At 42.4% G+C, this 23142-nt stretch carries 26 protein-coding genes and 2 pseudogenes; 19 read left to right on the forward strand and 9 right to left on the reverse strand.

All coding sequences use genetic code 11. From position 1 onward, the window contains the following. Window positions 1-39 precede the first annotated feature (39 nt). Window positions 40-330, forward strand: a complete 291-nt coding sequence (locus U859_RS0122075) for a hypothetical protein (protein WP_162800011.1) — start codon at window positions 40-42, stop codon at window positions 328-330. A gap of 197 nt (window positions 331-527) precedes the next feature. On the opposite strand, the gene U859_RS0122080 is transcribed toward U859_RS0122075, so the two are convergent. Further along, window positions 528-737 (reverse strand): hypothetical protein, encoded by a 210-nt coding sequence (locus tag U859_RS0122080; protein WP_025145464.1) that lies wholly within the window; start codon window positions 735-737, stop codon window positions 528-530. A 74-nt stretch (window positions 738-811) separates the two neighbouring features. Here U859_RS0122080 and U859_RS0122085 point away from each other — a divergent pair, with 74 nt between their 5' ends. The 6 genes and pseudogenes from U859_RS0122085 to U859_RS0122110 all read left to right on the forward strand — a co-directional run bounded on the left by U859_RS0122085 (window position 812) and on the right by U859_RS0122110 (window position 6783). Then, window positions 812-2341 carry a DEAD/DEAH box helicase gene (locus U859_RS0122085; protein WP_025145465.1) on the forward strand — a complete coding sequence of 510 codons (1530 nt, stop codon included), beginning with the start codon at window positions 812-814 and terminating at the stop codon, window positions 2339-2341. A gap of 85 nt (window positions 2342-2426) precedes the next feature. Next, window positions 2427-3140, forward strand: coding sequence for a DUF3891 family protein (locus tag U859_RS0122090; RefSeq protein WP_025145466.1), 714 nt, complete (start codon window positions 2427-2429; stop codon window positions 3138-3140). Window positions 3141-3548: 408 nt separating this feature from the next. Beyond that, a pseudogene (locus tag U859_RS32405) lies at window positions 3549-4160 on the forward strand (recombinase family protein). A gap of 213 nt (window positions 4161-4373) precedes the next feature. Then, complete coding sequence (locus U859_RS0122100; RefSeq protein ID WP_025145467.1) at window positions 4374-4640, forward strand: hypothetical protein; 267 nt, start codon at window positions 4374-4376, stop codon at window positions 4638-4640. A 142-nt stretch (window positions 4641-4782) separates the two neighbouring features. Continuing rightward, entirely contained in the window at window positions 4783-6285 is a 1503-nt protein-coding gene (locus U859_RS0122105) for an RHS repeat domain-containing protein (RefSeq protein ID WP_162800012.1), read from the forward strand. Between the two features lie 3 nt (window positions 6286-6288). After that, window positions 6289-6783, forward strand: a complete 495-nt coding sequence (locus U859_RS0122110; RefSeq protein WP_162800013.1) for a hypothetical protein — start codon at window positions 6289-6291, stop codon at window positions 6781-6783. A 333-nt stretch (window positions 6784-7116) separates the two neighbouring features. On the opposite strand, the gene U859_RS32585 is transcribed toward U859_RS0122110, so the two are convergent. The 3 genes from U859_RS32585 to U859_RS32595 are packed head-to-tail and all read right to left on the reverse strand — an operon-like array spanning window position 7117 to window position 8333. After that, entirely contained in the window at window positions 7117-7740 is a 624-nt protein-coding gene (locus U859_RS32585) for a site-specific integrase (RefSeq protein ID WP_316931583.1), read from the reverse strand. An 18-nt stretch (window positions 7741-7758) separates the two neighbouring features. Beyond that, window positions 7759-7926 (reverse strand): phage integrase SAM-like domain-containing protein, encoded by a 168-nt coding sequence (locus tag U859_RS32590; RefSeq protein ID WP_316931585.1) that lies wholly within the window; start codon window positions 7924-7926, stop codon window positions 7759-7761. Window positions 7927-7934: 8 nt separating this feature from the next. Further along, window positions 7935-8333 carry an Arm DNA-binding domain-containing protein gene (locus tag U859_RS32595; RefSeq protein ID WP_316931584.1) on the reverse strand — a complete coding sequence of 133 codons (399 nt, stop codon included), beginning with the start codon at window positions 8331-8333 and terminating at the stop codon, window positions 7935-7937. 606 nt (window positions 8334-8939) lie between these two features. Between U859_RS32595 and U859_RS0122120 the strand changes: the two genes are divergently transcribed. Continuing rightward, the gene (locus U859_RS0122120) at window positions 8940-9392 is read left to right on the forward strand and encodes a GNAT family N-acetyltransferase (protein WP_025145470.1); all 453 of its coding nucleotides are present in this window, start codon (window positions 8940-8942) and stop codon (window positions 9390-9392) included. Between the two features lie 189 nt (window positions 9393-9581). Here the strand turns inward: U859_RS0122120 and U859_RS31840 are convergent, their stop codons facing one another. Then, entirely contained in the window at window positions 9582-9734 is a 153-nt protein-coding gene (locus U859_RS31840) for a lmo0937 family membrane protein (RefSeq protein ID WP_115684176.1), read from the reverse strand. A 104-nt stretch (window positions 9735-9838) separates the two neighbouring features. Between U859_RS31840 and U859_RS0122130 the strand changes: the two genes are divergently transcribed. The 4 genes from U859_RS0122130 (at window position 9839) to U859_RS0122145 (ending at window position 11928) form a co-directional block, all read left to right on the forward strand. Then, entirely contained in the window at window positions 9839-10507 is a 669-nt protein-coding gene (locus U859_RS0122130; protein WP_025145471.1) for a hypothetical protein, read from the forward strand. 72 nt (window positions 10508-10579) lie between these two features. After that, window positions 10580-10915: a DUF3606 domain-containing protein gene (locus tag U859_RS0122135; RefSeq protein WP_025145472.1), complete on the forward strand. Its 336-nt coding sequence runs from the start codon at window positions 10580-10582 to the stop codon at window positions 10913-10915. Window positions 10916-10919: 4 nt separating this feature from the next. Then, window positions 10920-11690: a DNA-formamidopyrimidine glycosylase family protein gene (locus U859_RS0122140; protein ID WP_025145473.1), complete on the forward strand. Its 771-nt coding sequence runs from the start codon at window positions 10920-10922 to the stop codon at window positions 11688-11690. Between the two features lie 55 nt (window positions 11691-11745). Continuing rightward, a complete protein-coding gene (locus tag U859_RS0122145; protein ID WP_025145474.1) occupies window positions 11746-11928 on the forward strand; it encodes a hypothetical protein in 183 nt (60 codons plus the stop codon). 659 nt (window positions 11929-12587) lie between these two features. Here the strand turns inward: U859_RS0122145 and U859_RS0122165 are convergent. Both U859_RS0122165 and U859_RS0122170 read right to left on the reverse strand, forming a co-directional pair. Continuing rightward, window positions 12588-13841: a DUF2252 domain-containing protein gene (locus U859_RS0122165; protein ID WP_084153129.1), complete on the reverse strand. Its 1254-nt coding sequence runs from the start codon at window positions 13839-13841 to the stop codon at window positions 12588-12590. Between the two features lie 9 nt (window positions 13842-13850). Then, on the reverse strand, window positions 13851-14315 hold the full coding sequence (locus U859_RS0122170; protein WP_025145476.1) for a low affinity iron permease family protein: 465 nt from the start codon (window positions 14313-14315) through the stop codon (window positions 13851-13853). 291 nt (window positions 14316-14606) lie between these two features. Between U859_RS0122170 and U859_RS0122175 the strand changes: the two genes are divergently transcribed. The 5 genes and pseudogenes from U859_RS0122175 to U859_RS32720 all read left to right on the forward strand — a co-directional run bounded on the left by U859_RS0122175 (window position 14607) and on the right by U859_RS32720 (window position 17165). Further along, on the forward strand, window positions 14607-15368 hold the full coding sequence (locus U859_RS0122175; protein WP_025145477.1) for a DUF72 domain-containing protein: 762 nt from the start codon (window positions 14607-14609) through the stop codon (window positions 15366-15368). A gap of 226 nt (window positions 15369-15594) precedes the next feature. After that, window positions 15595-15864, forward strand: a complete 270-nt coding sequence (locus tag U859_RS31280; RefSeq protein WP_025145478.1) for a hypothetical protein — start codon at window positions 15595-15597, stop codon at window positions 15862-15864. Between the two features lie 24 nt (window positions 15865-15888). Continuing rightward, the gene (locus U859_RS31285) at window positions 15889-16200 is read left to right on the forward strand and encodes a hypothetical protein (RefSeq protein WP_025145479.1); all 312 of its coding nucleotides are present in this window, start codon (window positions 15889-15891) and stop codon (window positions 16198-16200) included. Window positions 16201-16211: 11 nt separating this feature from the next. Continuing rightward, a pseudogene (locus U859_RS32715) lies at window positions 16212-16481 on the forward strand (PAS domain-containing protein); the annotation flags it as partial. Between the two features lie 24 nt (window positions 16482-16505). Further along, window positions 16506-17165, forward strand: a complete 660-nt coding sequence (locus tag U859_RS32720; RefSeq protein WP_410477233.1) for a sensor histidine kinase — start codon at window positions 16506-16508, stop codon at window positions 17163-17165. Between the two features lie 294 nt (window positions 17166-17459). Here U859_RS32720 and U859_RS0122200 read toward each other — a convergent pair whose 3' ends face one another. Further along, window positions 17460-18089 (reverse strand): nitroreductase family protein, encoded by a 630-nt coding sequence (locus U859_RS0122200; protein ID WP_025145481.1) that lies wholly within the window; start codon window positions 18087-18089, stop codon window positions 17460-17462. Window positions 18090-18180: 91 nt separating this feature from the next. On the opposite strand from U859_RS0122200, the gene U859_RS0122205 reads away from it, so the two are divergent. Together U859_RS0122205 and U859_RS0122210 are read left to right on the forward strand one after the other, a co-directional pair. Continuing rightward, window positions 18181-18546, forward strand: a complete 366-nt coding sequence (locus U859_RS0122205) for a winged helix-turn-helix transcriptional regulator (protein ID WP_025145482.1) — start codon at window positions 18181-18183, stop codon at window positions 18544-18546. Window positions 18547-18936: 390 nt separating this feature from the next. Then, window positions 18937-19560, forward strand: a complete 624-nt coding sequence (locus tag U859_RS0122210) for a class I SAM-dependent methyltransferase (RefSeq protein WP_025145483.1) — start codon at window positions 18937-18939, stop codon at window positions 19558-19560. A gap of 348 nt (window positions 19561-19908) precedes the next feature. On the opposite strand, the gene U859_RS0122220 is transcribed toward U859_RS0122210, so the two are convergent. After that, window positions 19909-23136 carry an error-prone DNA polymerase gene (locus U859_RS0122220; protein WP_025145484.1) on the reverse strand — a complete coding sequence of 1076 codons (3228 nt, stop codon included), beginning with the start codon at window positions 23134-23136 and terminating at the stop codon, window positions 19909-19911. Between the last annotated feature and the right edge of the window lie 6 nt (window positions 23137-23142).

The raw sequence follows: 23142 nt of genomic DNA on the forward strand, positions 1-23142 counted from the left end.
CAGCATAGTATAAGATGCATATAGAAATAAATGATAGTTATGAATATAAATCGGGATGGTGGTGCCCTTGACGGTGCCAATAGAAGCAAATTCGAAGAGGGTCTGGTGGAAACGCGTTGGACGGATGTCGGAGAGCCATATTATGTAATTCGGGATGGCCTTGATCTCGAAGAATATGCGGAAATGGCCAAAGCGGTGCTCGAGTCGGAAAGAGATATTGCACATGACTTTACAGGTAAGGTGATCAGTGAGTCGGGAGATCGGGAGGTCCTGTTTGAATACAGATCGGGTTGGTTTTTGGAGGGGCTCGCTGAAGGGGAGATTGAATAAAGAATTATGACCAGAATTATTGATTGTTACCATTAGCTAATGGATCGGATTGAAACGATTAAAGAAAAGCAACCGCTAATAGCGGTTGCCTAACTTAACATTGCTTAATGTTGTTACGAAGCTGTGGATTTAAAAACAGCTTTTTGTATCGCGAATTTTTTTACGGAAACCTGGTTACTGCCCGGTAGCTGGTTGAACTATGCATTCATTACCCAGATATTGTCCCCATTCCGTGTTGCCGTTGATGGATAGGCAGAACGGTATGTGGATAGGGTAGGTTTTTCATATTCCGGTTTCTCTTGTTCAACAGTTTCTTTTGAAGAATAGTTTTGGAAAACCGTGGTAATGGGAAACATTTCAGGAATCATGGCTTTGCAGGTTACAGGACTATGGATGATCCGTTTCATGATGTATATGAATAAAGATTTTGTGATCCCTCCTCGTCTCAAAACTTTCAGCCCGCTTCCGTGGTTGTAACACCATGCAGATTTTATCCCCTTCGGCTGCGCATGGTCCAGCGAGAAAATTATATCCCTATCAGCAGCATGCTATTGAAACCCTTTTTGAAAAAATGCAAAGTAGGACCGAAAGTCCGCGTTTGCTCTATCAGTTGCCTACCGGTGGTGGTAAGACGGTGATCTTTTCCGAAATTGCTGACCGTTTTATCAAAAAATACGGGAAGAAAGTTATCGTTCTGACCCATCGGCAGGAGTTGTGCAAACAGACCTCGCTGGCGCTGAAAAATACGGGTGTTGTTAATAAAGTCGTGAACAGTACAGTCAAAAGGATAACTAAAAAAGATTACTATAACTGTTATGTGGCAATGGTAGAAACCCTTAAGCACAGGATCGACGACGGCCTTATCGATACTGAAGGGGTAGGCCTTGTGATCGTGGATGAAGCCCATCACAATTCCTTCCACAAACTGCTTAAGAAATTTCCGGGAGCCGGAGTAATCGGCGTAACAGCAACCCCATTTTCAGCAGATATATCCAGGCCCATGAAAAACTTCTATGGTGAACTGGTGCTTGGGGAGCCGATAAGTTCGTTGATCGAAAACGGTTTTTTGGCAAAGCCAAGGAGTTTTGGCTATGAGGTAGAACTCAATACCCTCAACAGGGGCATTCATGGTGATTTTACGGTAAGCAGTTCCGATGAACTTTATTCATCCAAAGCCATGCTGGATCTCTTGGTACATGCTTACAGGGAACATTCCCTGGGGAAAAAGACATTGATTTTCAATAATGGGATATTTACCTCCCGAAAGGTTTTGCAGGTTTTCCAGGAGGCAGGTTATCCGGTCCGCCATCTGGACAACCAGACAGAGGGCGAGGAGCGGGTTGAGATATTGAGATGGTTTAAAAAAACAAAAGGCGCTATACTTACATCAGTTTCCATTTTGACGACAGGTTTTGATGAACCTTCGGTACAGTCGGTGATATTGAACCGTGCAACAACCTCCCTTACACTTTACCACCAGATGATTGGCAGGGGAGCGAGACGTCTGCCCGGCAAAAGAACATTCAACATCATCGACCTGGGCAATAATGCAGAAAGGTTCGGAGAATGGGATGCGCCAATCGACTGGCAACATGTATTTGAAAACCCAGAAATCTATCACCAGATACTGGCGAAGGTCAGTGATGATATCCATCAGATGCCTGCAGAAATGAGGAACAGTTTTCCCAATAGCGCGGGTATATCCTTTGATGTGTTGGCGGCTTATCAAACGGCTATAGAGAAAGGAGAAAAAGCAAGGACAGTACTCCGCAGTTCCATTAGGCAACACGCACTCATGTGTGCAGACAATGCGGAAACGGTAAGCATGGCGCTGGAATTATCCAAAACGCTTGATAAAGAGATCGACTGGAGGATAAAACAATACGGTAAATGCCTGGGTACGGTAACCAAAAATTATATGAAGTGGCTGGGCAGCGACTATCGGAGCCGTTTGCAGGGCCTGATCGAAAAAATAATGTCAAGGCGGGCCGTAATGCGTGCAGCGGTTTAATATATAAAGCAAGAGTCAACCCAAAAAAATACAAATTAGCCTTGCCGTACAAAAGGCAGGCTGGAATTTAGCAGAAGTAAAAATCATGATTGTTAACTATTGTAACAGCGGATGGGAAATTATAACCCAACGGGCTCACGGGCTCCTGGCCGGGCAGATATGTGCAAGATGGAAAATTTCTGACCAGCCCAGCCGATGGGTGGAAACTCTTATTGCAACCACCGAGCATGATGATGTTTTTAATGAATTCAGCCGTGGTCCGCTGTTGTGTGGTAATGGTGGTCCTTTGGATTTTAAAATGACCTCATTTGATATCACCGCCTGCAGGGAGATGATGGACAAGGCCCTAAGTAAGAGCCGTTTTATTGCACTGCTTTTTGCGAGGCATATCTCCTTTACCCATGGAAGTGAAGGTGCGGCAAAGCGTTATCTCGCAGGACTTAAAAAGCTGGAAGGGCAGTGGATCAAAGAGGCACGGAGCAGCATAGCTGAAGTAGACCGCGCTTACTCCCTGCTTGAATTCTGTGATGCCTTTTCGTTGCTCATCTGTCAGGACCAGATTCCCCCCGAGGAACGTCGCCTGGAAATCAGCCAGGGCCCTAGCGGCAATTCTTTCCAGTTTTTTCAGCAAGGGCAGCGGCTTGTTGTTGAGCCCTGGCCATTTGAGCCTGACAGGTTTGAGGTGGACTATGAGCGGCTGAGCTTAAAGGAAATCAGTTTCGAAAATGATAAGGTCTTTAGGAAGGCCCTGCGGAAAGCAGCGGTTGAACACCGGACGGTTATAATCTGCAGGGAATAATCTAGTTATTTTAACCTATTGGTTTTCAATTTCTTAAATAATCGTCGAAATTACTGCGCGCCCGATTACTCACCACTATCTTGATGCAGATTAACTTTGTATCTTACAATTCAAAGGTACAATTTGAGTTAAAACTAACCAAATCAAACTACTAAATTATGAGGTAGTGTGATTTTTGGACTTCTGAAAGAACTAAATGACATCCGTTCGACTGCAATATAGATTTTGTGGTTGCCCATCCGAAGTAGAATAACAACGGCATAAATTTTTTTCTGTGAAATAAACGGTCGGTTAACTGTACGCCATTGGAAAACAACTGGGAAGATTTTTTTTCGCATTATTCCGTACATTTTCGTGTTACACTAAATTAAATTATGTTATATTTATAGAAACGAGTAAAGTGTAATTATGCTAATTGGATATGCAAGGGTAAGCAAGTTTGAACAAAATTTAGATTTAAAAACTGATGCTTTTAAAAACATTGGAATAGAAAAAAATTTTGTTGACCAGGTTAGCGGTGTAGAATCTGAAATAGCACACCTTAACGAGCTATTAAGTTTTATAAGAAAGGGAGATACTTTAACAGTATGGAGATTAGACAGGCTTGATGGAACTTAAGTAAAGTTAATTGAATTCGTTACGCAACTTATAGAATCAGGAATACACTTTAGATCTCTTACAGAAAATATCGATACTTCTACGGCCATGGGTAAATTGATCTTTCACATTTTTTGCGCCTTAGCCGAACATGAAAGAAATGTATTAATAGAAAGGACTAATGCAGGATTGAAGTCTGCCAGAGCTAGGGGCAAAAATGGAGGTAGGCCAGAGGGTATGACGGATAAGTACAAAGAGATTGCCCCATTGATAAAAGCTTCTTACGAAAGTAAAAATGGATCAGTAGAGAGTATTATGAAAGCTTTTAATTTTGGGAGTAAAACCACATTTTATAAAATAATCAATTTTGAATTAGGGCAGCAAAGGTTTATGCTTTCTTTGGACTATTTCTTTTTATCTTAGGGGGGACTGCTTGGTACTGTAAAATTCAAAAACAGCAAGATCGGTTGCAATCAATCCAACTTGAAATAGCTCAAATCGAATTGTCAAAAATCAAATCTTCAAATCCAGAACTAGAGGAGTCTTAGACAATTCGAAGTGCAAACAAGCCTAGCTGTAATCCACCGTGTAGCAATACCGTGAAACATAAATGCAAAATCTCTATGAACGATTAATATGGATGACAAATTAAACAACGAGGAATTAATAACATTAGTAAAGAGGTCTTACGGTGAAAGTGACATTAAATTCGCCGGCCATAGTGATGAAATTGTAAATGCACAAAAGGCTTTGATTTTAGCAATGAAACTTGATTTAGAATTAGATCAATATTTGGATTACCATAAAAAATTTCTTTTTTATGGTAAAAAGGTATCAGCAGAACACATTAATAAACAGATTGAACGGGTTAAAGATCTTTCTTACTATTTTAAATTCGATTGATCAGTTTAAATTAGCTAAAAAGAAACATTAACCCGGCACCGTTTGCCAACAGCTTTTGATCAGATCCACATGTAACCAGATGAACATTAAAGTCCGGGACAAATAAATTCTTAAAGAACGATCAAAATGAAGTGCTCAATTATTGTATTTTTCTGTTCATTATTTGCAACAAGTTGCTTTTCTCAAGATCAATGGAAATATATCGGCACAGACCTATACTAATGGAGGTGCACAAAATACTTTCAGCTATAACTATGACAAGCTGAATAGGTTAACACTTTCCAGTGCAGGAAACAATCTTGGTGAAAGTATCAGTTATGATGTAATGGGAAACATTAAGAGTCTTTCCAGGGATGGTTATGGAGCCAATGACTATCACATTGATCAATATAAAGGGAACCAGCTGAAGAATATCAGTGGTTTTACCAATGGTAGTTACGTATATGATGAAAACGGAAATCTGGTGAGCGATGGGCCAGCCGGGACGATCATCGGTTACAATTACCTGAACCTTCCGGTACAGGTAAACGGGAACCAGAATATTACCTTTACCTACGATGCTTCTGGTAAAAAACTGACAAAGACTAATGCAGGCGTAGTTACGGCCAATTATCTTGACGGTATTGTCTATAAACCTAACGGTGTAATTGATTTCATTCAGACCGAGGAAGGGATCGCAAGGAATAGCAACGGTAGTTATAGCTATGAGTATAATCTTGAGGATCGTTTGGATAATGTGCGTACAAGCTTTCATCGAAATCCTGCATCAGGACTTTTGGAGCCTATCCAGAGAGACGATTATTATGCGTTTGGGCTAAGGAAAGTTGCGAGTGGAGGAACAAACAAGTATGTTTACGGTGGTAAGGAACTGCAAGAAGAGTTAGGGCAATATGATTATGGTGCAAGATTCTATAACCCTGTCATCGGCAGATGGAATGTTGTCGATCCGCTAGCAGATATGTCACAAGGAACCTCACCTTATGCGTTTTGCGCAAACAATCCTATTTTGTTTAATGATAAGCTGGGCTTAGACACTGCGAAAGCTCGAAATCTGGGAACCGTTAACATTACCGCACATAGCATAGCCCGCGGTTATGAAAGGCTTATGATGTGGACGCATGGATTTGGCAGGATTATAGTTGGCAAAACTTTGGATCACTTCAATGTGGCGAGTAATTCTTCAAACTTTTTTATGTTATTAGCGAATTCTGGAATGCAGAGAGGTAAAACAAATTTGACCGGTGGTCTCTTAGAAAAGTTGAAGAAAGATCCAGGGATGGCCAGGTTTAAGAAAAAATTGATAGAAAAAATGAAACTTAATCCTGGTCTGAAAAAAATTAAATTTTCTGACCTTGTAGAGTTTGGTGGGAAGTGGGAGGATGGCAATAAAATGAATGTAACCACAAACGCTTTGACGTGGACAATTCGTCATTCGTGGTTAGACGCTGATGCGATAATTAAGCCTGATGGAACTGTTGTAGTTCAATTTAGCACATCCGACACCTTAGATTTGACACCACAGGAATCTAGGTCGTTTAGCTATAATGTCGCCAGCTTCGTAACTGGCACAGTATACCATGGATTCGCGGGAGGAGGCATGGATATGAAAGTAGAAGCCAATTGGACCGAAACTATTAAACCATAAAAAATGAAGCAGTGTATCTTTTTAATAATTACGATTTTGTCGATGGCCGGTTGTGGCAGTAATTCAAAAAATGGGAAACAATCAGATGAATTTTATACAGACAAAGGAGGCATGGATTGGGGGCGGGTTCCAATTATTAAGCCATATGAAATAGTTTCGCTTAGGGAGGGGAATTGGGGCGCTAGATCTGTTGATACCTCTGACGTTGCATTAAGTATGCCAGGTGTCAGGTCAGTAAATGTTGTAGATTCTTTTATTTTCATTTCTGGAGAAAAAACGATTTTGAACGGTCAAGAGGTTGAGGCAGCCTGGTTTGTGATCAATTCTAAGAACCACAATGTGCTGGGCTTTAAAGATCATAAGGACTACCTTAACCATTTATATTTCATTGGGATTGACAATGAACCGAAATTACTTGATGTGCGAGAAGTTTCTCAATATTTCCTCAAACATGATACGGTTGATTGGAAAGGCATTTCAATATCTTCTAAACAATAACTTAGATTGACCTATCAACAGATCACCGAAGATTAAGAAATGGAGGGCGATAGTATATTTTTTAAAAATTGACGACCTATAGAAATGATGGATTTTGCTTTTTCAGAGAAGTTATTTATTATCTTTAACTTAGCCAATTACAGTCAAATAGTTGCAAAATAATGGTGAGCATATAGTGAGCTGGTTAGTGTGTTCTAATTTAAAATATTCATTATCAAAGAAATAAATGTTCGGTTCGAGTCCCGTCCATTCCCAACTAGAAATTCAAAAATATTAAAAGCCCCAAAAATATTTGGGGCTTTTAACTTTGCTGTGAAAGTTAAATTACGTGGTTTAAATATGACCGAACTGCTGTTTAAGCTTGCTCATATCCCGGCTTACTTTAATGTCAAGGACTTTTGCATAGTGCTGAGTAGTTTTTAAGGCAGTATGTCCTAGGATTTTGCTTACCGTCTCAATTGGAACCCCATTAGAAAGTGTTATTGTAGTTGCAAATGTGTGCCTTGCCAGGTGAAATGTCAAATGTTTAGCGATACCACAAACATCTGCTATTTCTTTTAAGTAAGCGTTCATCTTCTGATTGCTTAACACTGGTAATGAGAGGCCTTTGTTTTCGCATTCAGGGTTGTCTTTATAGCGGTTCAATATTTCAATGGCGCTTGGTAAAATTGGTATATGCGATGATGTATCAGTTTTTTGTCTCTTTGTAAATATCCACTTTTCACCATCTATCCCTATAACGATTTCTGTCCGTTTTAGTTTTTTAACATTAGCATAAGCTAGTCCTGTAAAGCAACAAAAAATGAAAATATCTCTAACTTGTTGTAACCTTCCTATTGCAAACTCTTTGGCTATAATCTTATCTATTTCCTCTTGGGTTAGGTAGCTGCGTTCTTTGGCTTTTGCTGTTGATTTATAACCGATAAAGGGAGCGTGTTTTAGCCAGCCATTTGCCATACAGTCGTTGATGATCTTTTAAAGGTGTTTAATATATTTTGCGGCAGAAAAATCTCTACACTTACAATCTGCCCGTAAATAATGTTCAAAATTGTTAATGAAGGCATAATTCAATTCACTGATCTGAATATCATCTTGGGTATACTTTTTTCGAAGGAAATCTGTTAAGTGTTTTTCAGATGTAATGTAGCCTTTTAGTGTATGGCTTCAAAACCATTCCCGATTAATTCCTTTATCCTCGAGTTATGTTCCGCAAATAAACCCGTTAAATATCTGCTTTTTTGTGATTTGCCTGTGAACTGTCCTTGCAAACTCGCTGCTGTAACCTGTAGGCCCGTGTCGAGTAAAGCCTGATGGGCCATTCTCATCTTGCTTTGCAAACTATCCAGATAGCTATTGTGGGTTCTGACATCTTCCTTTGTGCCAATTGCACGCCCGGCTGAACTATTCCATTTTCCGGGTTCGCAATCTCGACCTATAGATATTTCTGCCCGTTTACCATCTACGGTAATGCGCATATAAATGGCCCTTGGGCCTCCTTTGTAGACTTTTTGCTTTCTTAGATAAAAAAGCAGATGGAAATTACCTTTCATAATTACTTACTTGGAGTGAAACAAAAGTAAGACAACAGCTTTCCAGTATCAAGATGTTTAATGATTTAACATGTTGGTGTTCAAGTGATTGAAGTAAATTCGGTGCGTAGTTTTTTTATTCTAGATACACACCGAATTACACACTTTTTATTGCGATTTGATGCATATTTTAGGTTTTTGATATCAGTAAAAAACCCTTCAAATGTTTGATTTTCAGTGTTTTGATATTATTTTACATTGATTTTTGTAGCCCGTAGGGAAATAATCCCGGTTTCTCCCTGCGGTTAAGGTGCCTGAGAATAAATGCATGGTTCCAAAACTTTCGCCGCCCGCGTATGGTTATCAGCATGATGAAAAAATGGAATCCGTTTGAGTGGCTTGTGGTCTGCCTTATATTCATCATGTTTATTAGCAGGACGTGGGTTGCCTTGCAGCGCAGTAACAGCTCGACAGCATTACCTCCGCAATATCCTGTCGTTGCCATCTGCCGCTAAGGTTAAAAACTGTTATTGTAAAACAGCGTATTATTTAGTATACCATTTGCGTTAATCTCAGTCGTCTTTACCCAATATTTATTCCACCAAAACAATAATATAACCAATAACAATGATAGTAACAGAAAAACTACCTGCTTACGAATATCAGATAAATCAGGATTTAGCCGGCATCGACTGGCAACGGGTGCATGAATTATTCCAGAAAATCAGTTGGAAACACCGTCTGGCAGAAGAAATAGAAACAGCCTTTGGCATGAGTACTACCACGCTTTTTGTCTATCACGGAGATGTTATAATTGCTTTTGGCAGGGTAGTAGGCGACGGAAGGTATTATGCGATGCTGGCCGACGTTGTGGTGGATCCAGCTTACCAAGGCCAGGGTCTGGGAAAATATCTGGTAAGCACATTAAACGCTCAATTGAAGAATTACCATTTTGTTAACCTGAGTGCTGCTCCTGGTGCCGACCGCTTTTACAAGAACCTTGGTTGGAAGAAGCAGACCACGGCCTTTATATGGCCACAGGGACCTAAGCAGCTCAGGCAGCATTGTGAAAAAGATTAAGGGACAAAATGCCTCATCTCAAAGCCTGAAATAACAGGCATCTACTTAAACCATACCTTTCACTTGTTCCGGTAGTCCTGTTATCGCTTGTTTGATCTGGCAAAAAAACCGCAGACATGATTGCCTGCGGTCAGCCGTCCTGCTATTTTCTAGATCAGGCAATTATTCGGAACCTGTCGCCAATAAACCTTAAGCAGCTCCCCTGATCAAGCGTAGTATCACAGCAATTACCGCGATAACCAGCAGGGCGTGGATGATCCCGCCGGTGTAATATCCCCCGAAAAAACTGATTGCCCATATAATGACAAGTACGACTGCGACCAGATAAAGTAAGTTTCCCATGTTTTTAATATTTAAGTTTTATTTAAAACAGGATTTATTCCTTTTAGTTTTAAGGATATGTGTATACAATTCGATTTTAGCCGGAATATCGCTCGAAAAATAAAATGCAGAAAATCAAACCGATCGGTCACATATGCTGTTCTACGGACATGGAAGTATTTGTAAACGAACAGACTGGGCGGCGTGCCGGAAAATGGATAGCGCGGCACACCACAGGACTGTTCATTGGCGCAGCCTTTGGTGTTTCACTTGTGGCTATTTGTCTGATATATGGCAAATGGCGCGGAAAAATTTTAAAATCCAGCGCATCCGAAGCAAAACCTGATCTGAATATGGAAAAATACATTTTTGATATCGCAACCAGTGATGGCATCAAACAGGTCACTGTTGAAAGTAGTGGCGAATGTTATAGCGTAAGCCTGGAAAATTCTTTTCTGGGCACAATGTGGCAGGATCCTGCCCACGGCATGCAGTGGAAGACAGAAGACCAGCCACTTCAGGAACATCTTTGGGATATATCCGCTGCGCTTTCAGAAGCGTTTTCCAGAAATGGTTTTCCCACAATTCTAAAAGGGGCATATCCTGAAATCATCCAGACCAGATGGAAAACCAGCGAAACATTGGAGGTTATCCTTAAACCTGATGCCGATCTTGTAGTATTCAGCACTTTTCTTCAGGATGAGGTGATGAACCTGGTTGATTTTGAGGAACACCTGGATCTGGTAGTGAAGAAAAAGGAGGATAATTATTTCAAGATAATAGGTGTTAACTGATGAAAACAAAGAAAGGAGAATATTACGCCATGGTACAATGGTGACTATCCACCATCATATAAGAATCAGCCTGTGTCTTTAAGGGAAAAAGCTCTAGAAATAGCAAATTCCCTGCCTGCAGAAGGGCTAGAAGACGGCGTAGCGATAGCTGCCGCACTTAAACGGACGAGGCAGTTCTTTCAGGTTGATTCGACCGGGAAGGGTGATGCGCTTCATGAGATCGAAGACGATTTCGAAATGCTGGAACCTGGTGACTTTGGGCCTGAGGAAGGAGTAATAAATACAGGGAAAGAAAGTGAACTTGCCTATTGGGCTGAACAGTTTCAGATCAGTACAGATGAGCTTAAAACTGCGGCCTTGATGCAAGGCAATACACTTTCAGAAATCAGAAAATACTTAAAAATATAATCTTATGGCAGAACTTCCGGATTTAGAGGTGTTTTCCAGGATTCTAAGCCGCAGATACGGTGGACAAACACTGGATAAAATTGATGTAGAAGTTGCAAAGAAACTCAACGTCACGGCTGAAAAACTCAAGGCCTCGCTCGAAGGCCGTAAGCTTTTGGCAGTGAAACGTTCAGGTAAAACACTGCAGTTCCATTTTGACCGGGACAGGATTTTAGGACTACACCTTATGCTGCGCGGAGCGTTGATGGCATTAGGTGAAGATCCCCCGAAATTTCCAGTGCTGATTTTCCATTTCAAAGGTGGGAAAGGCTTCGCTGTAACCGATATGCAAAAACAGGCGACGCCCATGCTTGATCCACCGGTAAACGAAATACCCGATGCTTTGGATGTGGATTATCCGGGTTTAAAAAAGCTGCTTGATGGCAAAAAAACAGTGATCAAAACACTTTTGATGGATCAGAAAAAAATCCGCGGAATAGGAAACTCCTATGGAGATGAAATCCTCTATGATGCCGGGATTTCCCCTTTCTCTATCGCCGGTAAAATCCCTGAAAAGGATGTCAAAAGACTTCAGAAAAGTATCCACTCGGTTTTGAAAACAGCCATTAAAAAGATCGAAAAAGAAAATGGCGATGAGTTGGCAGGCGAACTCAGGGATTTTATGCAGGTCCATAGCCCCAGACTAAAACAGACCCCTAAAGGTGAAGAAATCCTTTCTGAAAAAATCAGTGGAAGAACAAGTTACTATACTAGATCCCAGGAGCTTTTCTGTTAAGTGCCCCCAAAACCATTCTCTAAATAAATATGTTCCTATAATAAAAATAAATATCATGGAAGAAAATATTGATCCAAAAGACAGGGAAACAAAAAACAATGATGAAAATTCTCAAAATAGTCCAAATGATGAGAAAGAAGTGGATGATAATGAGTTACAGCGCGGTTTGACAGGGGAAACTGACGATGAAGAAGATGTTGGCGGTGACCTTGCCGGAAATGCCGGTGGAAATACCTGATCGTTGAACGGGTATTTTATTTCTACCGGGAAAGATTGAGGTTACTGATCAGCACCTGAAAGACCAAACCCGGATTGCCAGTCGGTCCGGTTTTTTTGTGTCTGTAAATAAAAGCAATTGAACTGGTGTTCTTTGATTTTGGCTATCGTTTTAGTGCAGTATATTCACTCTTTCTGCTGATAAGTAAGGGTGTCCTGGATATTGCGGCAGATAAATATCCAAAACTATTTGCCATAAAAGGGCTTGTATCTATATGAAAACAACCAAGTTATTTTTATGCATCACGGCTTTTGCCGCCCTGGCCCTGCAAGCCTGCCATAACCCTTCTGAAATGGTAAAAAAATGAAGCTAAAAATGACTTCAAAGGATACATCAGCAATGAAAGCGGATACGCTACAGCCCCCTGAACGGATCAATCCCGGAGATTCTGCACAAAAGTTTTAATCTTCTAAACCATGGAATGATAAGCGAACCGCAGGGTTCTGGCCGCAGGTGAGCAATTCGGAAAATAAATTTGGCAGCATTCCCATTAGGGTGACAGATATGGAGGCACACAAAAAAGTGAAAATCCGATTTATTTACCTCCAAATCCTGAAGGACGGCTGCCCCTTAAGGTTTGCTGCTTTTAACAGCAGTTCCCACTATTAATCAGCAATGCATCACCTTAATAGCTGTTCTTTCGTATTTTCTGGCTGAATGCCATATGCACCATTCCGGTAATCCTGTTGGAAGGCCCCAAAATCTGCACATACCAGGGCTGCCTGCTCTATGGCAACATCAAGAATCTGTTGTTGCCAGTCCTTTTTTAAAGCAAAGGCCTTCAGTTCATCCTTGGTTGCCGTTCCATCCATTCCCGAACTCCTTAGCTGGGAGGAGGCAGTAAGCATGCCCATATTGTCAATGACCTGATAGAGCTTGCGGTATTCCTCTCTGATGAGTTTGAATTTCAGTGTATCCTTTACGGGCTGAAGTTCCTGGATGACATAATCTTCCCTATTAAATGTACTTATCGAAAGCAGAGAGGCGGATACGTGCTGCATGCGTTTCTGCACCGTTACAATCCGCTCTGCCTCATTTTCCCAATCAGGCTGGGGGTTTTTTAAAAAGGGGGAAAGTGAGGAAGGATAGGCTTGTTTCATATCGATCAATAAATAACGGTCTTTTTTTTGAATGCTCTTAAGTAGGAACAAATACCGTTTTTGTCCGAGGCTTCCGGTTCCGGCGAGCCGGTAAACTACATCTTTCACCCGGTAATTATAGGGGCTGTCGTTATTCTGCGATAACCATTCTGCCATATGGTTAATCAGATCTGATTTAAGTTTTTTATCCAGTTTGAAATGACGCTCGTTGCTGGTGTCAAGCTGTAACTTGCGTCCTTTCCGGAGTGTTCTTTTATGTATAAGTTCATCTGCAGAGCCCCTTTCTGCCCGTTTTAAAAAATCTCCCACGATGCCTCTGGATGTTCTGGGATCAAGGTCCATTGCCTTTCCACCGGTCAGAGTTGTACCATAACTTTTCAGGAAAAGGGCTGCCATGTTCATCGCCTGCTCACCATCGATCTCCAGGCTTTGGAAAGCTATGAATATACTGGTTACCAGGCGGACAACTTCCCAAAGCACCGGCGCTTTTATCGCCTCGTCAAAATCGTTCAGGTCGAAATAGACCAGATTGTTGTTACCCTTATAACTGCCGAAATTTTCCAGATGCAGGTCGCCACTGATCCAGCCAACTGGTGACTTGGGCATAGTTTTAAGTGCAGCTATCCGTTCATAAAAAAGATGGCAGGTTCCGCGGTAAAATCGGAAAGCATTTTCCAGCATTGCGGCGTATTTTAAGCTGATAATTGAAGTAAGGCGGTTGTTATTAAAAGCCTTTATTTTTTCGGAACGTTCTGACATATTTCGCTTGATCATGTATATTGGTTAATGCTGTTCAGGCCTGCTCTGTTCAAGTGCCTGGTTTTTTTCTTCAGCCAGCTTTTCGGCCGAATCAATGGAGTGGGATTTATGGATATCGTCATCCTTTTCAGCGACATCTGAGAGTTTCTGGTAGTATTTATGTAGGACATCCAGCTCGGACTCGGTGAGGTCCTCGATATCCACCATCCGGTTACTGGCATGACGGCTTGCTGCCAGCAGCTCATTGAGTTTCAGCTGTATTGCTTTTGAGTCCTTGTTCTGCGTTTTCTGGATCAGGAAAACCATCAGGAAAGTGACGATCGTGGTGCCCGTGTTGATGACCAGTTGCCAGGTATCAGAAAAATGAAATATCGGACCACTTATGCCCCAGATAATTACGATAGCAAATGCAGTGGTAAAAGCCCAGAGACTACCCGTCCAGCAGGTAATCTGATTGGAGACGCGTTCGAAGAATTTCTGTTTTTTCATGTTTTTTGTTTAATTATAGCTAGTACAATGTTTGGTGCGTAATAGTTTTAAGTTATGTGAAGAGGTTTGTTGTCCAGCTTTTTATAATGGGTGTCTGGTCTGCTGTAAGTTTAATCTGATCGCTAGCTTCCTTTTTCTTGCCCGGATTTTAACTGAAAAAACAAGAGTTTTCTTTTTGTTCTGAAGAGATTTTATATCCTGAAAATATAGATCTTAATATTCAGGCAATGAAAAAGATTTTGATCAGCTGCTTTGCCAACAATTCAGCCTTAGGTATTGTTGCTTTATATCATGGGACAAGAAATTAAAGGTTATTATTCCGGCACCAGCGGGCTGTTACTGCCCGTGCCGAATAAACTGCATTATCCGGAGGAATTCCGGGAAAGGTCAAGGTTATGCTATTATGGTTCACTTATGGACAGCATCGAAATCAATAGTTCGTTTTATAAGGTTCCACTGGCATCCACCGTAAAAAAATGGAGTGCAGATGTTCCAAATGGATTCCGGTTTACCTTTAAGCTCTTTAAGGGGATTACGCATTCCCCTCAATTAGGTTTTGATCCTGCAGAGATCGGCAGGTTTATGGAAGTTATCAGGTCTGCGGATGAAAAGAAAGGCTGTCTTCTCGTCCAGTTCCCGCCAAGTGTCAGGATAGGTAACCTCCGCCAAATTTCACGCTTAATGTTTAGCCTGAGGGAACATGATCCTGAAAATGAATGGAAAATAGCATTTGAATTCCGGCATGCCTCTTTATATACCGAAGAGATAACAGAACTCCTGGAAGAAAATGGGCTAGGCATGGTTGTCCATGACAAGGGTATGGGAACAGGGCCTGAAGATGGTCCTGATAGCCCTTTTCGTTACCTGAGGTTCCATGGTCCGGGCGGTGATTACCGGGGCAGTTATGCTGAAGATGTGCTTTCAGAATATGCCGGTTATATCACAGAATGGTTGCTGGAAGGCAAAGAGGTTTTTGTATATTTTAATAATACGATGGGAGATGCTTACGGTAATTTAAAGACACTAAGTCGTTTGGTGGAGATTATGGTTTAAGCTAATGATTATAGGATATGATACCAAACTTTTTAACCAGGATTTACATCACAACCTAGGTTACGGGGGGCTTTTGGGTAACATGTTGATCTGGATTTTTCCTGGCCTGTTGGTATTTGTGCTCCCTGCGGTAGGATAGCATTTTTTTAAAGGCGCGGAACAAGGTTGATGGGCTCTAACTTAAACACACAGTTTATTATTACATTAGCAGATAATCCCTATCAAAATGCAGAATTCCCAATTGCCATTTCAGGACACACTCAAAACACTTGAAACAGTTCCGAATATGTATCTGATCGTTTCTCCGGATCTGATTATCCTCACAGCCAGTGATCTTTTTTTAGAAGCAACGAAGACAACAAGGGCGTCCATTGTCGGGAGACATATATTTGATGCATTTCCGGATAACCCTGAACTGCCCGATGCTGAAGGCGTGAGAAATATCAATGCCTCTTTACAGGAAGTACTGAAGACCAAAAAAGCCCATTTTATGTAAATCCAGCGTTATGATGTTCCAGACGTGCTGAAACCCGGAGCGTTCATAACACGGTATTGGGAACCAAGCCATACCCCGGTACTGGATGAAAATGAGAACATCCTATACATTATCCAGCATGCAAATAATATTACAGAAAAAGTGCTCAGGCTTGCTGAGCTTGCAGAAAGCCGTAAGATCGGACTGAACGCCTTAAAAAAGGTAGAACTGCTCAATCTTGAACTTGATGTTCTCAGGATATCAGAGCTGGAACATGAAAAGAATGAAAGGCATTTCAGGTATTTGGCAGACCTGGTCCCCGCAAAAATAAGTAATGCACTTCCAAATGGTGAGTAACTTATTTCAATAAACACTGGCTGGATTATAGCGGCATGAGCTTCGAAGATCTCAGGGATTTTGGATATTTCCAGATGATGCATCCCGATGAGATAGAAGCTTTTCAGGCCGGACTTAAGCATGCATCGGAGACAGGAATTCCATTTGAGTCCGAAATGCGGTTTAAGGATATTAACGGTGAGTACCGATGGCATCTGAATATAGCCTCTCCGGTATTTGATGATGAAGGTAAAATCGCCTTGTGGGCCGGTTCTACTACGGATATTCAGCGCCTGAAGGATGAGGAGCAGCGGAAGTCCGATTTTATCGGCATGGTCAGCCATGAACTCAAAACCCCGCTTACTTCAATTAAGGCTTACCTTCAGGTAATGGAAGTAAAGGCAAAGAAGATTGATGATGAAAATGTTCAGAAAATCATTGATAGGTCCCTCATTCAGATCAGGAAAATGACCAGCATGATTGATGGTTTTATGAGTGTTTCCCGTCTGGAGAGTTCAAAAATAGTTATAGCCCCAACCAGATTTGGTTTAGCCCAACTGATCGGGGAGATTAGGGATGACTTTAAAAATACGGTGATGAGTCACCAGCTCTATTTTGGGAATGTGGAAGGTTTTCCAGAAGTTACCGCTGACCGGGACAGGATTGAGCAGGTAATCAAGAATTTTATCGGTAATGCCGTGAAATATTCACCCAGGGGAACCGATGTGATATTTAAATGTCTTGCTGAAATTGAAGAAATCCATTTTTCAGTCAGTGACAATGGTCAAGGGATCGACCCCAGCCATCATCAAAAAATCTTTGAACGTTATTATAGGATTGAAAATGACCTGAGCAAGACCACTTCGGGGTTTGGCATCGGTCTTTACTTCTGTGCCGAGATTATCTCACTGCATGGTGGCAGGATATGGGTAGAAAGTGAACTTGGTAAAGGATCAACCTTTCATTTCACACTCCCGCGGCATTGAACATAAAGGCTAACTGACATCTTTTGACCGCTCAATACTATGGCATCAGCTGGGTATTCCAATTTATTGGATAAGAACGGAGATGTAAATGCCCGATTAAAGCGGTTTATATCTCTCCATAATAGCCAAATAGTGTTAGTCGGGGCTACAATATCAGCAGGATTACTCAAATACAAGCCCTGCTGATATTTCTCTGGTCAGTATTGGGAAAATGAAGACATATGAATTAAATTTGTCATTTTAGTACTCGATACAGATTACTAAAGCCGGATTTGATTTTTTTGGTAGAGCAGATTATTTAACAAAACTAACCAGTTCGGTTATCGGCAATCTTACCTTTTTTAAGGCAGCATAGACATCATTCTGCTCATCCCGGTATCCGAGTGCTAAGGTAACCACACTGGTCAGCCCTTGCGACTCCAGGTTAAGCAAAGAATCAAATTTTTTCGCATCAAATCCTTCCATTGGAGTAGAATCAATCTTCAGCTCTGCTGCGGAGATCAACGCTGTCCCCAAGGCGATGTAAGCCTGTCTCGCTGCCCAAGCCGCATTTTCCTCGTCCAGCCTGGAGAGAATCCCACCAACCAATGCAGTCTTGAAGTCCTCGAGGGCCGCCAACGGGATTTCTCTTTCCTTAGCAATCTGCTGCATATAAGCATCGATCTGTTCAATGGTAACCTTTGTAAATGCAGCAAAAACAAGCAGGTGGGAACAGGTAGCGATTTGCGTATTAAAAGATCCCTCAGCCAGTGATTCCTTAAGGGAAGGATTTTCAACTACTACAATCCGGTATGGCTGCAGTCCGGTGGACGATGCAGATAGATTGATAGATTCCAGGATTTTGTCTATGGCTTCAGCCGAAACTTTGCGGTCACTGAATTTTTTAGTGGCATAGCGCCATTTTAAACTTGCTATGGTATTCATGATTTTCGTTTTAATTTGTGCTGTAAAATTGCAACATTTAGTTTATTTTTGTCACTATAAGACAAAAAGTAACGGTGACAAACAGGTAACTATGAAGCAGATTACAAAAGAACCCAGCCACGATTGTAAAATGGCCATAATGGCTGTACATGATGCAATTGATGTTTTAAACGGCAAATGGAAGATCACCATTATCACCTGTTTGTTGTTTGGCCCAAGAAGGTATTCAGAGATTATGCGCGATGTGAAAGGCATTTCTGGAAAGGTGCTCAGCAGGGAGCTTAAAGAGATGGAGATCAACCTGCTCATCAGCAGGAGTGTAATCAGTACCCAGCCCATCACTGTAAGTTACTCGCTAACCGATTATGGTACGTCTGTACAGCCTATAATCACGGTGCTTTCAGAATGGGGACAAACCCATCGGAAACAGATTAGTAAAAAAACGAAAGACAGATAATCATTGAAAGAACTAGAGCTGGTTTGGATCCTGTAAAGACTATGGGTAGATCGGGTGCCGATCTAAGGACTATCGGAAAAGTTGAAAGAAACAGCACTTACTGCTGAAATTCTGTATAAGGGAAATCAACATTTTACGGATGAAATTGTAAAACGTCTTTACTAATAGCTTTCTCATTAACCATGATCGTCATTGCAATCTCATGCTTTGTAAAACAAGATTATTATATGGGAATAGTTTCTATTATATTCCCAAGCTAAATCCCAGATGATCGGGGTCATTTTAATCTTTGCATGCTATAGTTTTGGGCAGAAGATTTATGCTCAAAGCCTGATCACATCAGCGTTCTGGTTTACATTATCCATCCTTTTTCTATCTTTGCCTCTATACATGAAGACAGCACAGGACCTACGCGAAACATTCGGAAACATTGATATTTACCTATTTGACCAGTTGTTAAAGGGCACCTATTCCAACTGCGATACTGTTTTAGATGCCGGGTGCGGCACAGGTAGAAATCTCATGTATTTTCTGAAAAATGGTTATCAAACTTATGGTATAGACAAGAGCGCCGATGCTATTGTACAGCTGCAGCAAATCGCTAAAGAGTTTTCCAGCCCATCTGCAACAGAGAATTTTCGGGTATCCCCGGTAGAAAACCTGCCCTTTGAAAATGAAAAATTTGATCTGGTAATCAGTAGTGCGGTGTTGCATTTTGCCGAAAATCTGGAGCATTTTGAGGCCATGCTTTGGGAAATGTGGCGTGTGTTAAAACCCGATGGTTATTTTTTTTGCAGATTAGCCTCCGACATCGGTATTGAATCCGCAGTGCATTTTATCGGCAGCGGAAGGTATATCCTTCCCGATGATTCCGAACGCTTTCTGGTCAATCAGGAAATGCTCATCAGGTTTACCAAAAAACTGGGCGGTGAACTCCACGAACCCATCAAGACCACCAATGTGCAGAACATGCGTAGCATGACCACCTGGTGTGTGAGAAAAGAAAAAAAGTAAATTTAACAGATTAACCTATAAATCCAAAGCACGATCTATGCCCGGTATTATGCCACACGAACTCGTCCGGGTAGCAGAAAAACTGGAAAAGGTGTTCGGGAACTTCAATGTTATTGTTAAGGTTGGTCTTCCCAATGTCATTGCGCTTTCCCTGCCCAATGATCTTTCAAAGATGAAGGGGCTATGCAGGAATTTGGCTACCAATCGCTGAAGGCAGCAGGTATTAATCTGCATACCCGGCTGGAGATGGTATTCATCAGCCCTGACCAAAGCTTAATAAACATTGTCCTTGAGGGGTCGCCAAGAGATGAACTTAATTAGTTACACTAATTTAGGGTTGTTTTATGCCTATTTAAAGTTCCTAGCTGCAGGAAAAACTGCTCCATCCATCTGCTCCCTTTTCTGCGTGCGTTTGTTCTCTGCCGGAAAAGGAGAACGTTCATCCGCCCTGGAAAGCGTCAATAACGGCAGTTCTTCCTGGCCAGTATCGGTCAATCCTTTCAGCATGCCCGTTAGATCAAAACACCGCTTGACAATTACATGCACCACTTCGCCCTCGCGCTGCAGTTTTCCCTCCACCATCAGTAGCCTTGCGCCCAAAATCTCCTTTCTGTACTTTTCAAAAAGCTGCTGAAAGACCACCAGGTTAGCTACACCTGTCTCATCCTCAATGGTAATAAAACATACCCCACCGGCGGTGCCGGGACGTTGACGGACTAAAACTAACCCTGCTACTTTTACCAGCCTTCCGTCCCATGATTCCGCTGTTTCTTTGGTGGACAGGATCTTCAGCAGGCTCAGTTTTTCACGCACAAAACTTACCGGATGCGCTTTTAGGGATAGTGCTGTCGTGGCATAATCCTGTACCACATGTTCCGAATCACTCATCAGCGGCAGAGAAAGCTGCGGCTCTTTTTCTGATTCTGAGGATTGCTTTTCAAAGAGTGCTACCGGACGATCCGCCAGTGCCGAAACCTCCCAGAGGGCCTGACGCCTGTCCATCCTTAAGGAGCGGAAAGCATCTGCATCGGCCAGCCTTTCCAGCGTGTTCTGTGATACTCCGGCATCCATGATCTCATGTATGGTGCGGTAGGGTACCGTTCTTCCTTTTACGAGGAATTCCATTTCCTCTGCCGCAATGCCCTTGATCTGGCGAAAACCCAGACGCATGGCATGGTACTTTCCGCTTTTTTCTTCTAATAGGTTGTCCCAAAAAGAATAATTTACATCAATCGCCCGGACCTCAACGCCATGATTCCTCGCATCGATCACAATCTGTGCAGGTTGATAAAAGCCCATGGGCATGCTGTTGAGCAGCGACGCCGCGAAAACATCAGGATAATAACATTTCAGCCAGCAGGAAACATAAACCAATAATGCAAAACTTGCTGCATGGCTTTCGGGAAAACCATAACTCCCAAAACCTTCGAGTTGCCTGAATATCCTTTTGGCGAAATCCTCGCTATAGCCGCGTTCGAGCATCCCGTCAATTAATTTCTTTTCGAACTGGTTCACAAGGCCCTTAAACTTAAAAGTGGCCATACTGCGCCTTAACTCATCAGCCTCTGTGGGGGTAAAACCGGCAGCGACAATGGCAATCTTCATTGCCTGCTCCTGGAATAGGGGCACGCCCAGCGTGCGTCCCAATATTTCTTTTAGTTCCGGCGAGGGATAATCAACAGGTTCCTCATGATTCCGCCTCCTTAGATAGGGGTGCACCATATCACCTTGTATCGGTCCAGGGCGCACAATCGCCACTTCAATGACTAAGTCATAAAAACATTTCGGGCGCAAACGCGGCAACATTGACTGCTGCGCCCGGCTCTCGATTTGAAAGACACCAATGGTATCGGCATGGCTGATCATCTCATACACCTTGGGATCATCCTCTTCATTGATCCTGGCTAGGGTTAAATCCAAATTGTAGTGCGCCTTGGCAAGGTCAAATCCCTTGCGGATACAGGTGAGCATGCCCAAAGCCAGCACATCGATCTTTAGGAAACCCAGTGCATCAATATCATCTTTGTTCCATTCAATATTGGTACGGTCTGCCATACGCGCATTCAGGATAGGGCAGAGGTCGGTCAGTTTTCCGCGGGTAATCACAAAACCTCCGGTATGCTGGCCCAGTTGACGCGGAAAACCCATCATCTGCCCAGTGAGCTGCAACACTTTTTTAAGTAAAGGGTCTTTGGGGTTGAGCCCGGCCTCTAGTATACGTGCCTCCTCAAACCATTCATCGGTAAATTCCCAGATTGCCCCGGATAATTTGCTCACCGTATCTACCGAAAGTCCCATGGCCTTACCCACGTCGCGGATCGCTCCCTTTTGATGCTGCTGGGTGACTGTGGCCACAATTGCTGCCCGGTCACGGCCATATTTTTCATAAATGTATTGGATAACTTCTTCTCTTCGCTCATGTTCAAAATCCACATCAATGTCAGGCGGCTCATTCCTTGCGGAGGAAATAAAGCGCTCAAAGAGCAGGTCAAACTTGGTGGGATTGACCGAGGTAATGCCAAGGCAGTAACAAACAGTAGAATTTGCTGCAGAGCCACGGCCCTGACATAAAATGCCCTTTGAACGGGCAAATTTTACGATATCATATACGGTAAGAAAATAGGAAGCATAGTTCATCTCCTCCATGAAAGCCAGCTCATAGTTGATATTCTTCGAAATCTTCTCCGGGATTTCTTCTCCGAACATTTCTCTGGCACCATTCCAGCTGAGATAGGTGAGTTCCTCTTGTGGTGTGCGGCCATCGGTAGTGATCTCCTCGGGATAAACATATTCCAAACTGTCCAAAGAAAACCGGCAGGATTCCGCAAGCAGCACACTATTGGCAATGGCATCAGGATACTGCCGGAAGAGCCTGTTCATCTCTGCCTTGTCCTTTAAATGCCGCTCGGCATTTTGGTGGAGTAGGAAACCAGCGTTCTGTATCGTACATTTCTCGCGTGTACAGGTCAGTATATCCTGCAGCTCCCGGCGCAAAGGATGGTGATAATGCACATCATTGGTGGCAACGAGCGGAATATGAAGTGCCTGGGATAGCTGATTGAGCCTGAATAATCTTTTATGATCATCCCCGGTATAACTCCGGGTTGCCGCCAAAAAAAGATTATTACCCAATTTTTTCCTGAATTCTGCCAACTGCGATTTAAAGCCTGCTTCATAATCAAAAAGCGAATTCAAGCCTTCCGGTGGGATCGCGATAAACTTTATTCCCTCACAATGGGTAAATACATCTGTTTGATAAAGGTGGCAGCTGCCTTTTTCCGCCCGCATATTGCCAAGGCTGAGTAGAGCAGAAAGCTGGCCATAAGCTTCCTTATCTGTCGGATAAGCCAATAGTGATGGCCCGTCCAAAAGGTCAAGCCTGCAGGCTGGAATCAGCTGGATGTTATGGTTCCTTGCGGCTACATGGGCACGCACAATTCCTGCCAGGGTATTCCGGTCAGTAATGGCAAGTTTGTGGTAGCCCATCGCTGCAGCCTGATCGATGAGTTCTTCGGGATGAGACGCGCCACGTAAAAAACTAAAATTACTGGTCACCTGAAGCTCTATATATTCCATAATTAC

It is taken from the genome of Pedobacter jeongneungensis, from assembly GCF_000633455.1.
GTDB lineage: Bacteria > Bacteroidota > Bacteroidia > Sphingobacteriales > Sphingobacteriaceae > Pedobacter > Pedobacter jeongneungensis_A.

What these genes read in the sequence shown, in the direction of transcription:
- U859_RS0122075 (WP_162800011.1), top strand. Translation starts at nt 40, where the DNA reads ATGAATATAAATCGGGATGGTGGTGCCCTTGACGGTGCCAATAGAAGC.
- U859_RS0122080 (WP_025145464.1), bottom strand. Translation starts at nt 737, where the DNA reads ATGAAACGGATCATCCATAGTCCTGTAACCTGCAAAGCCATGATTCCT.
- U859_RS0122085 (WP_025145465.1), top strand. Translation starts at nt 812, where the DNA reads ATGCAGATTTTATCCCCTTCGGCTGCGCATGGTCCAGCGAGAAAATTA.
- U859_RS0122090 (WP_025145466.1), top strand. Translation starts at nt 2,427, where the DNA reads ATGATTGTTAACTATTGTAACAGCGGATGGGAAATTATAACCCAACGG.
- U859_RS0122100 (WP_025145467.1), top strand. Translation starts at nt 4,374, where the DNA reads ATGGATGACAAATTAAACAACGAGGAATTAATAACATTAGTAAAGAGG.
- U859_RS0122110 (WP_162800013.1), top strand. Translation starts at nt 6,289, where the DNA reads ATGAAGCAGTGTATCTTTTTAATAATTACGATTTTGTCGATGGCCGGT.
- U859_RS32585 (WP_316931583.1), bottom strand. Translation starts at nt 7,740, where the DNA reads ATGGCAAATGGCTGGCTAAAACACGCTCCCTTTATCGGTTATAAATCA.
- U859_RS32595 (WP_316931584.1), bottom strand. Translation starts at nt 8,333, where the DNA reads ATGAAAGGTAATTTCCATCTGCTTTTTTATCTAAGAAAGCAAAAAGTC.
- U859_RS0122120 (WP_025145470.1), top strand. Translation starts at nt 8,940, where the DNA reads ATGATAGTAACAGAAAAACTACCTGCTTACGAATATCAGATAAATCAG.
- U859_RS31840 (WP_115684176.1), bottom strand. Translation starts at nt 9,734, where the DNA reads ATGGGAAACTTACTTTATCTGGTCGCAGTCGTACTTGTCATTATATGG.
- U859_RS0122130 (WP_025145471.1), top strand. Translation starts at nt 9,839, where the DNA reads ATGCAGAAAATCAAACCGATCGGTCACATATGCTGTTCTACGGACATG.
- U859_RS0122140 (WP_025145473.1), top strand. Translation starts at nt 10,920, where the DNA reads ATGGCAGAACTTCCGGATTTAGAGGTGTTTTCCAGGATTCTAAGCCGC.
- U859_RS0122145 (WP_025145474.1), top strand. Translation starts at nt 11,746, where the DNA reads ATGGAAGAAAATATTGATCCAAAAGACAGGGAAACAAAAAACAATGAT.
- U859_RS0122165 (WP_084153129.1), bottom strand. Translation starts at nt 13,841, where the DNA reads ATGATCAAGCGAAATATGTCAGAACGTTCCGAAAAAATAAAGGCTTTT.
- U859_RS0122170 (WP_025145476.1), bottom strand. Translation starts at nt 14,315, where the DNA reads ATGAAAAAACAGAAATTCTTCGAACGCGTCTCCAATCAGATTACCTGC.
- U859_RS0122175 (WP_025145477.1), top strand. Translation starts at nt 14,607, where the DNA reads ATGGGACAAGAAATTAAAGGTTATTATTCCGGCACCAGCGGGCTGTTA.
- U859_RS31280 (WP_025145478.1), top strand. Translation starts at nt 15,595, where the DNA reads ATGCAGAATTCCCAATTGCCATTTCAGGACACACTCAAAACACTTGAA.
- U859_RS0122200 (WP_025145481.1), bottom strand. Translation starts at nt 18,089, where the DNA reads ATGAATACCATAGCAAGTTTAAAATGGCGCTATGCCACTAAAAAATTC.
- U859_RS0122205 (WP_025145482.1), top strand. Translation starts at nt 18,181, where the DNA reads ATGAAGCAGATTACAAAAGAACCCAGCCACGATTGTAAAATGGCCATA.
- U859_RS0122210 (WP_025145483.1), top strand. Translation starts at nt 18,937, where the DNA reads ATGAAGACAGCACAGGACCTACGCGAAACATTCGGAAACATTGATATT.
- U859_RS0122220 (WP_025145484.1), bottom strand. Translation starts at nt 23,136, where the DNA reads ATGGAATATATAGAGCTTCAGGTGACCAGTAATTTTAGTTTTTTACGT.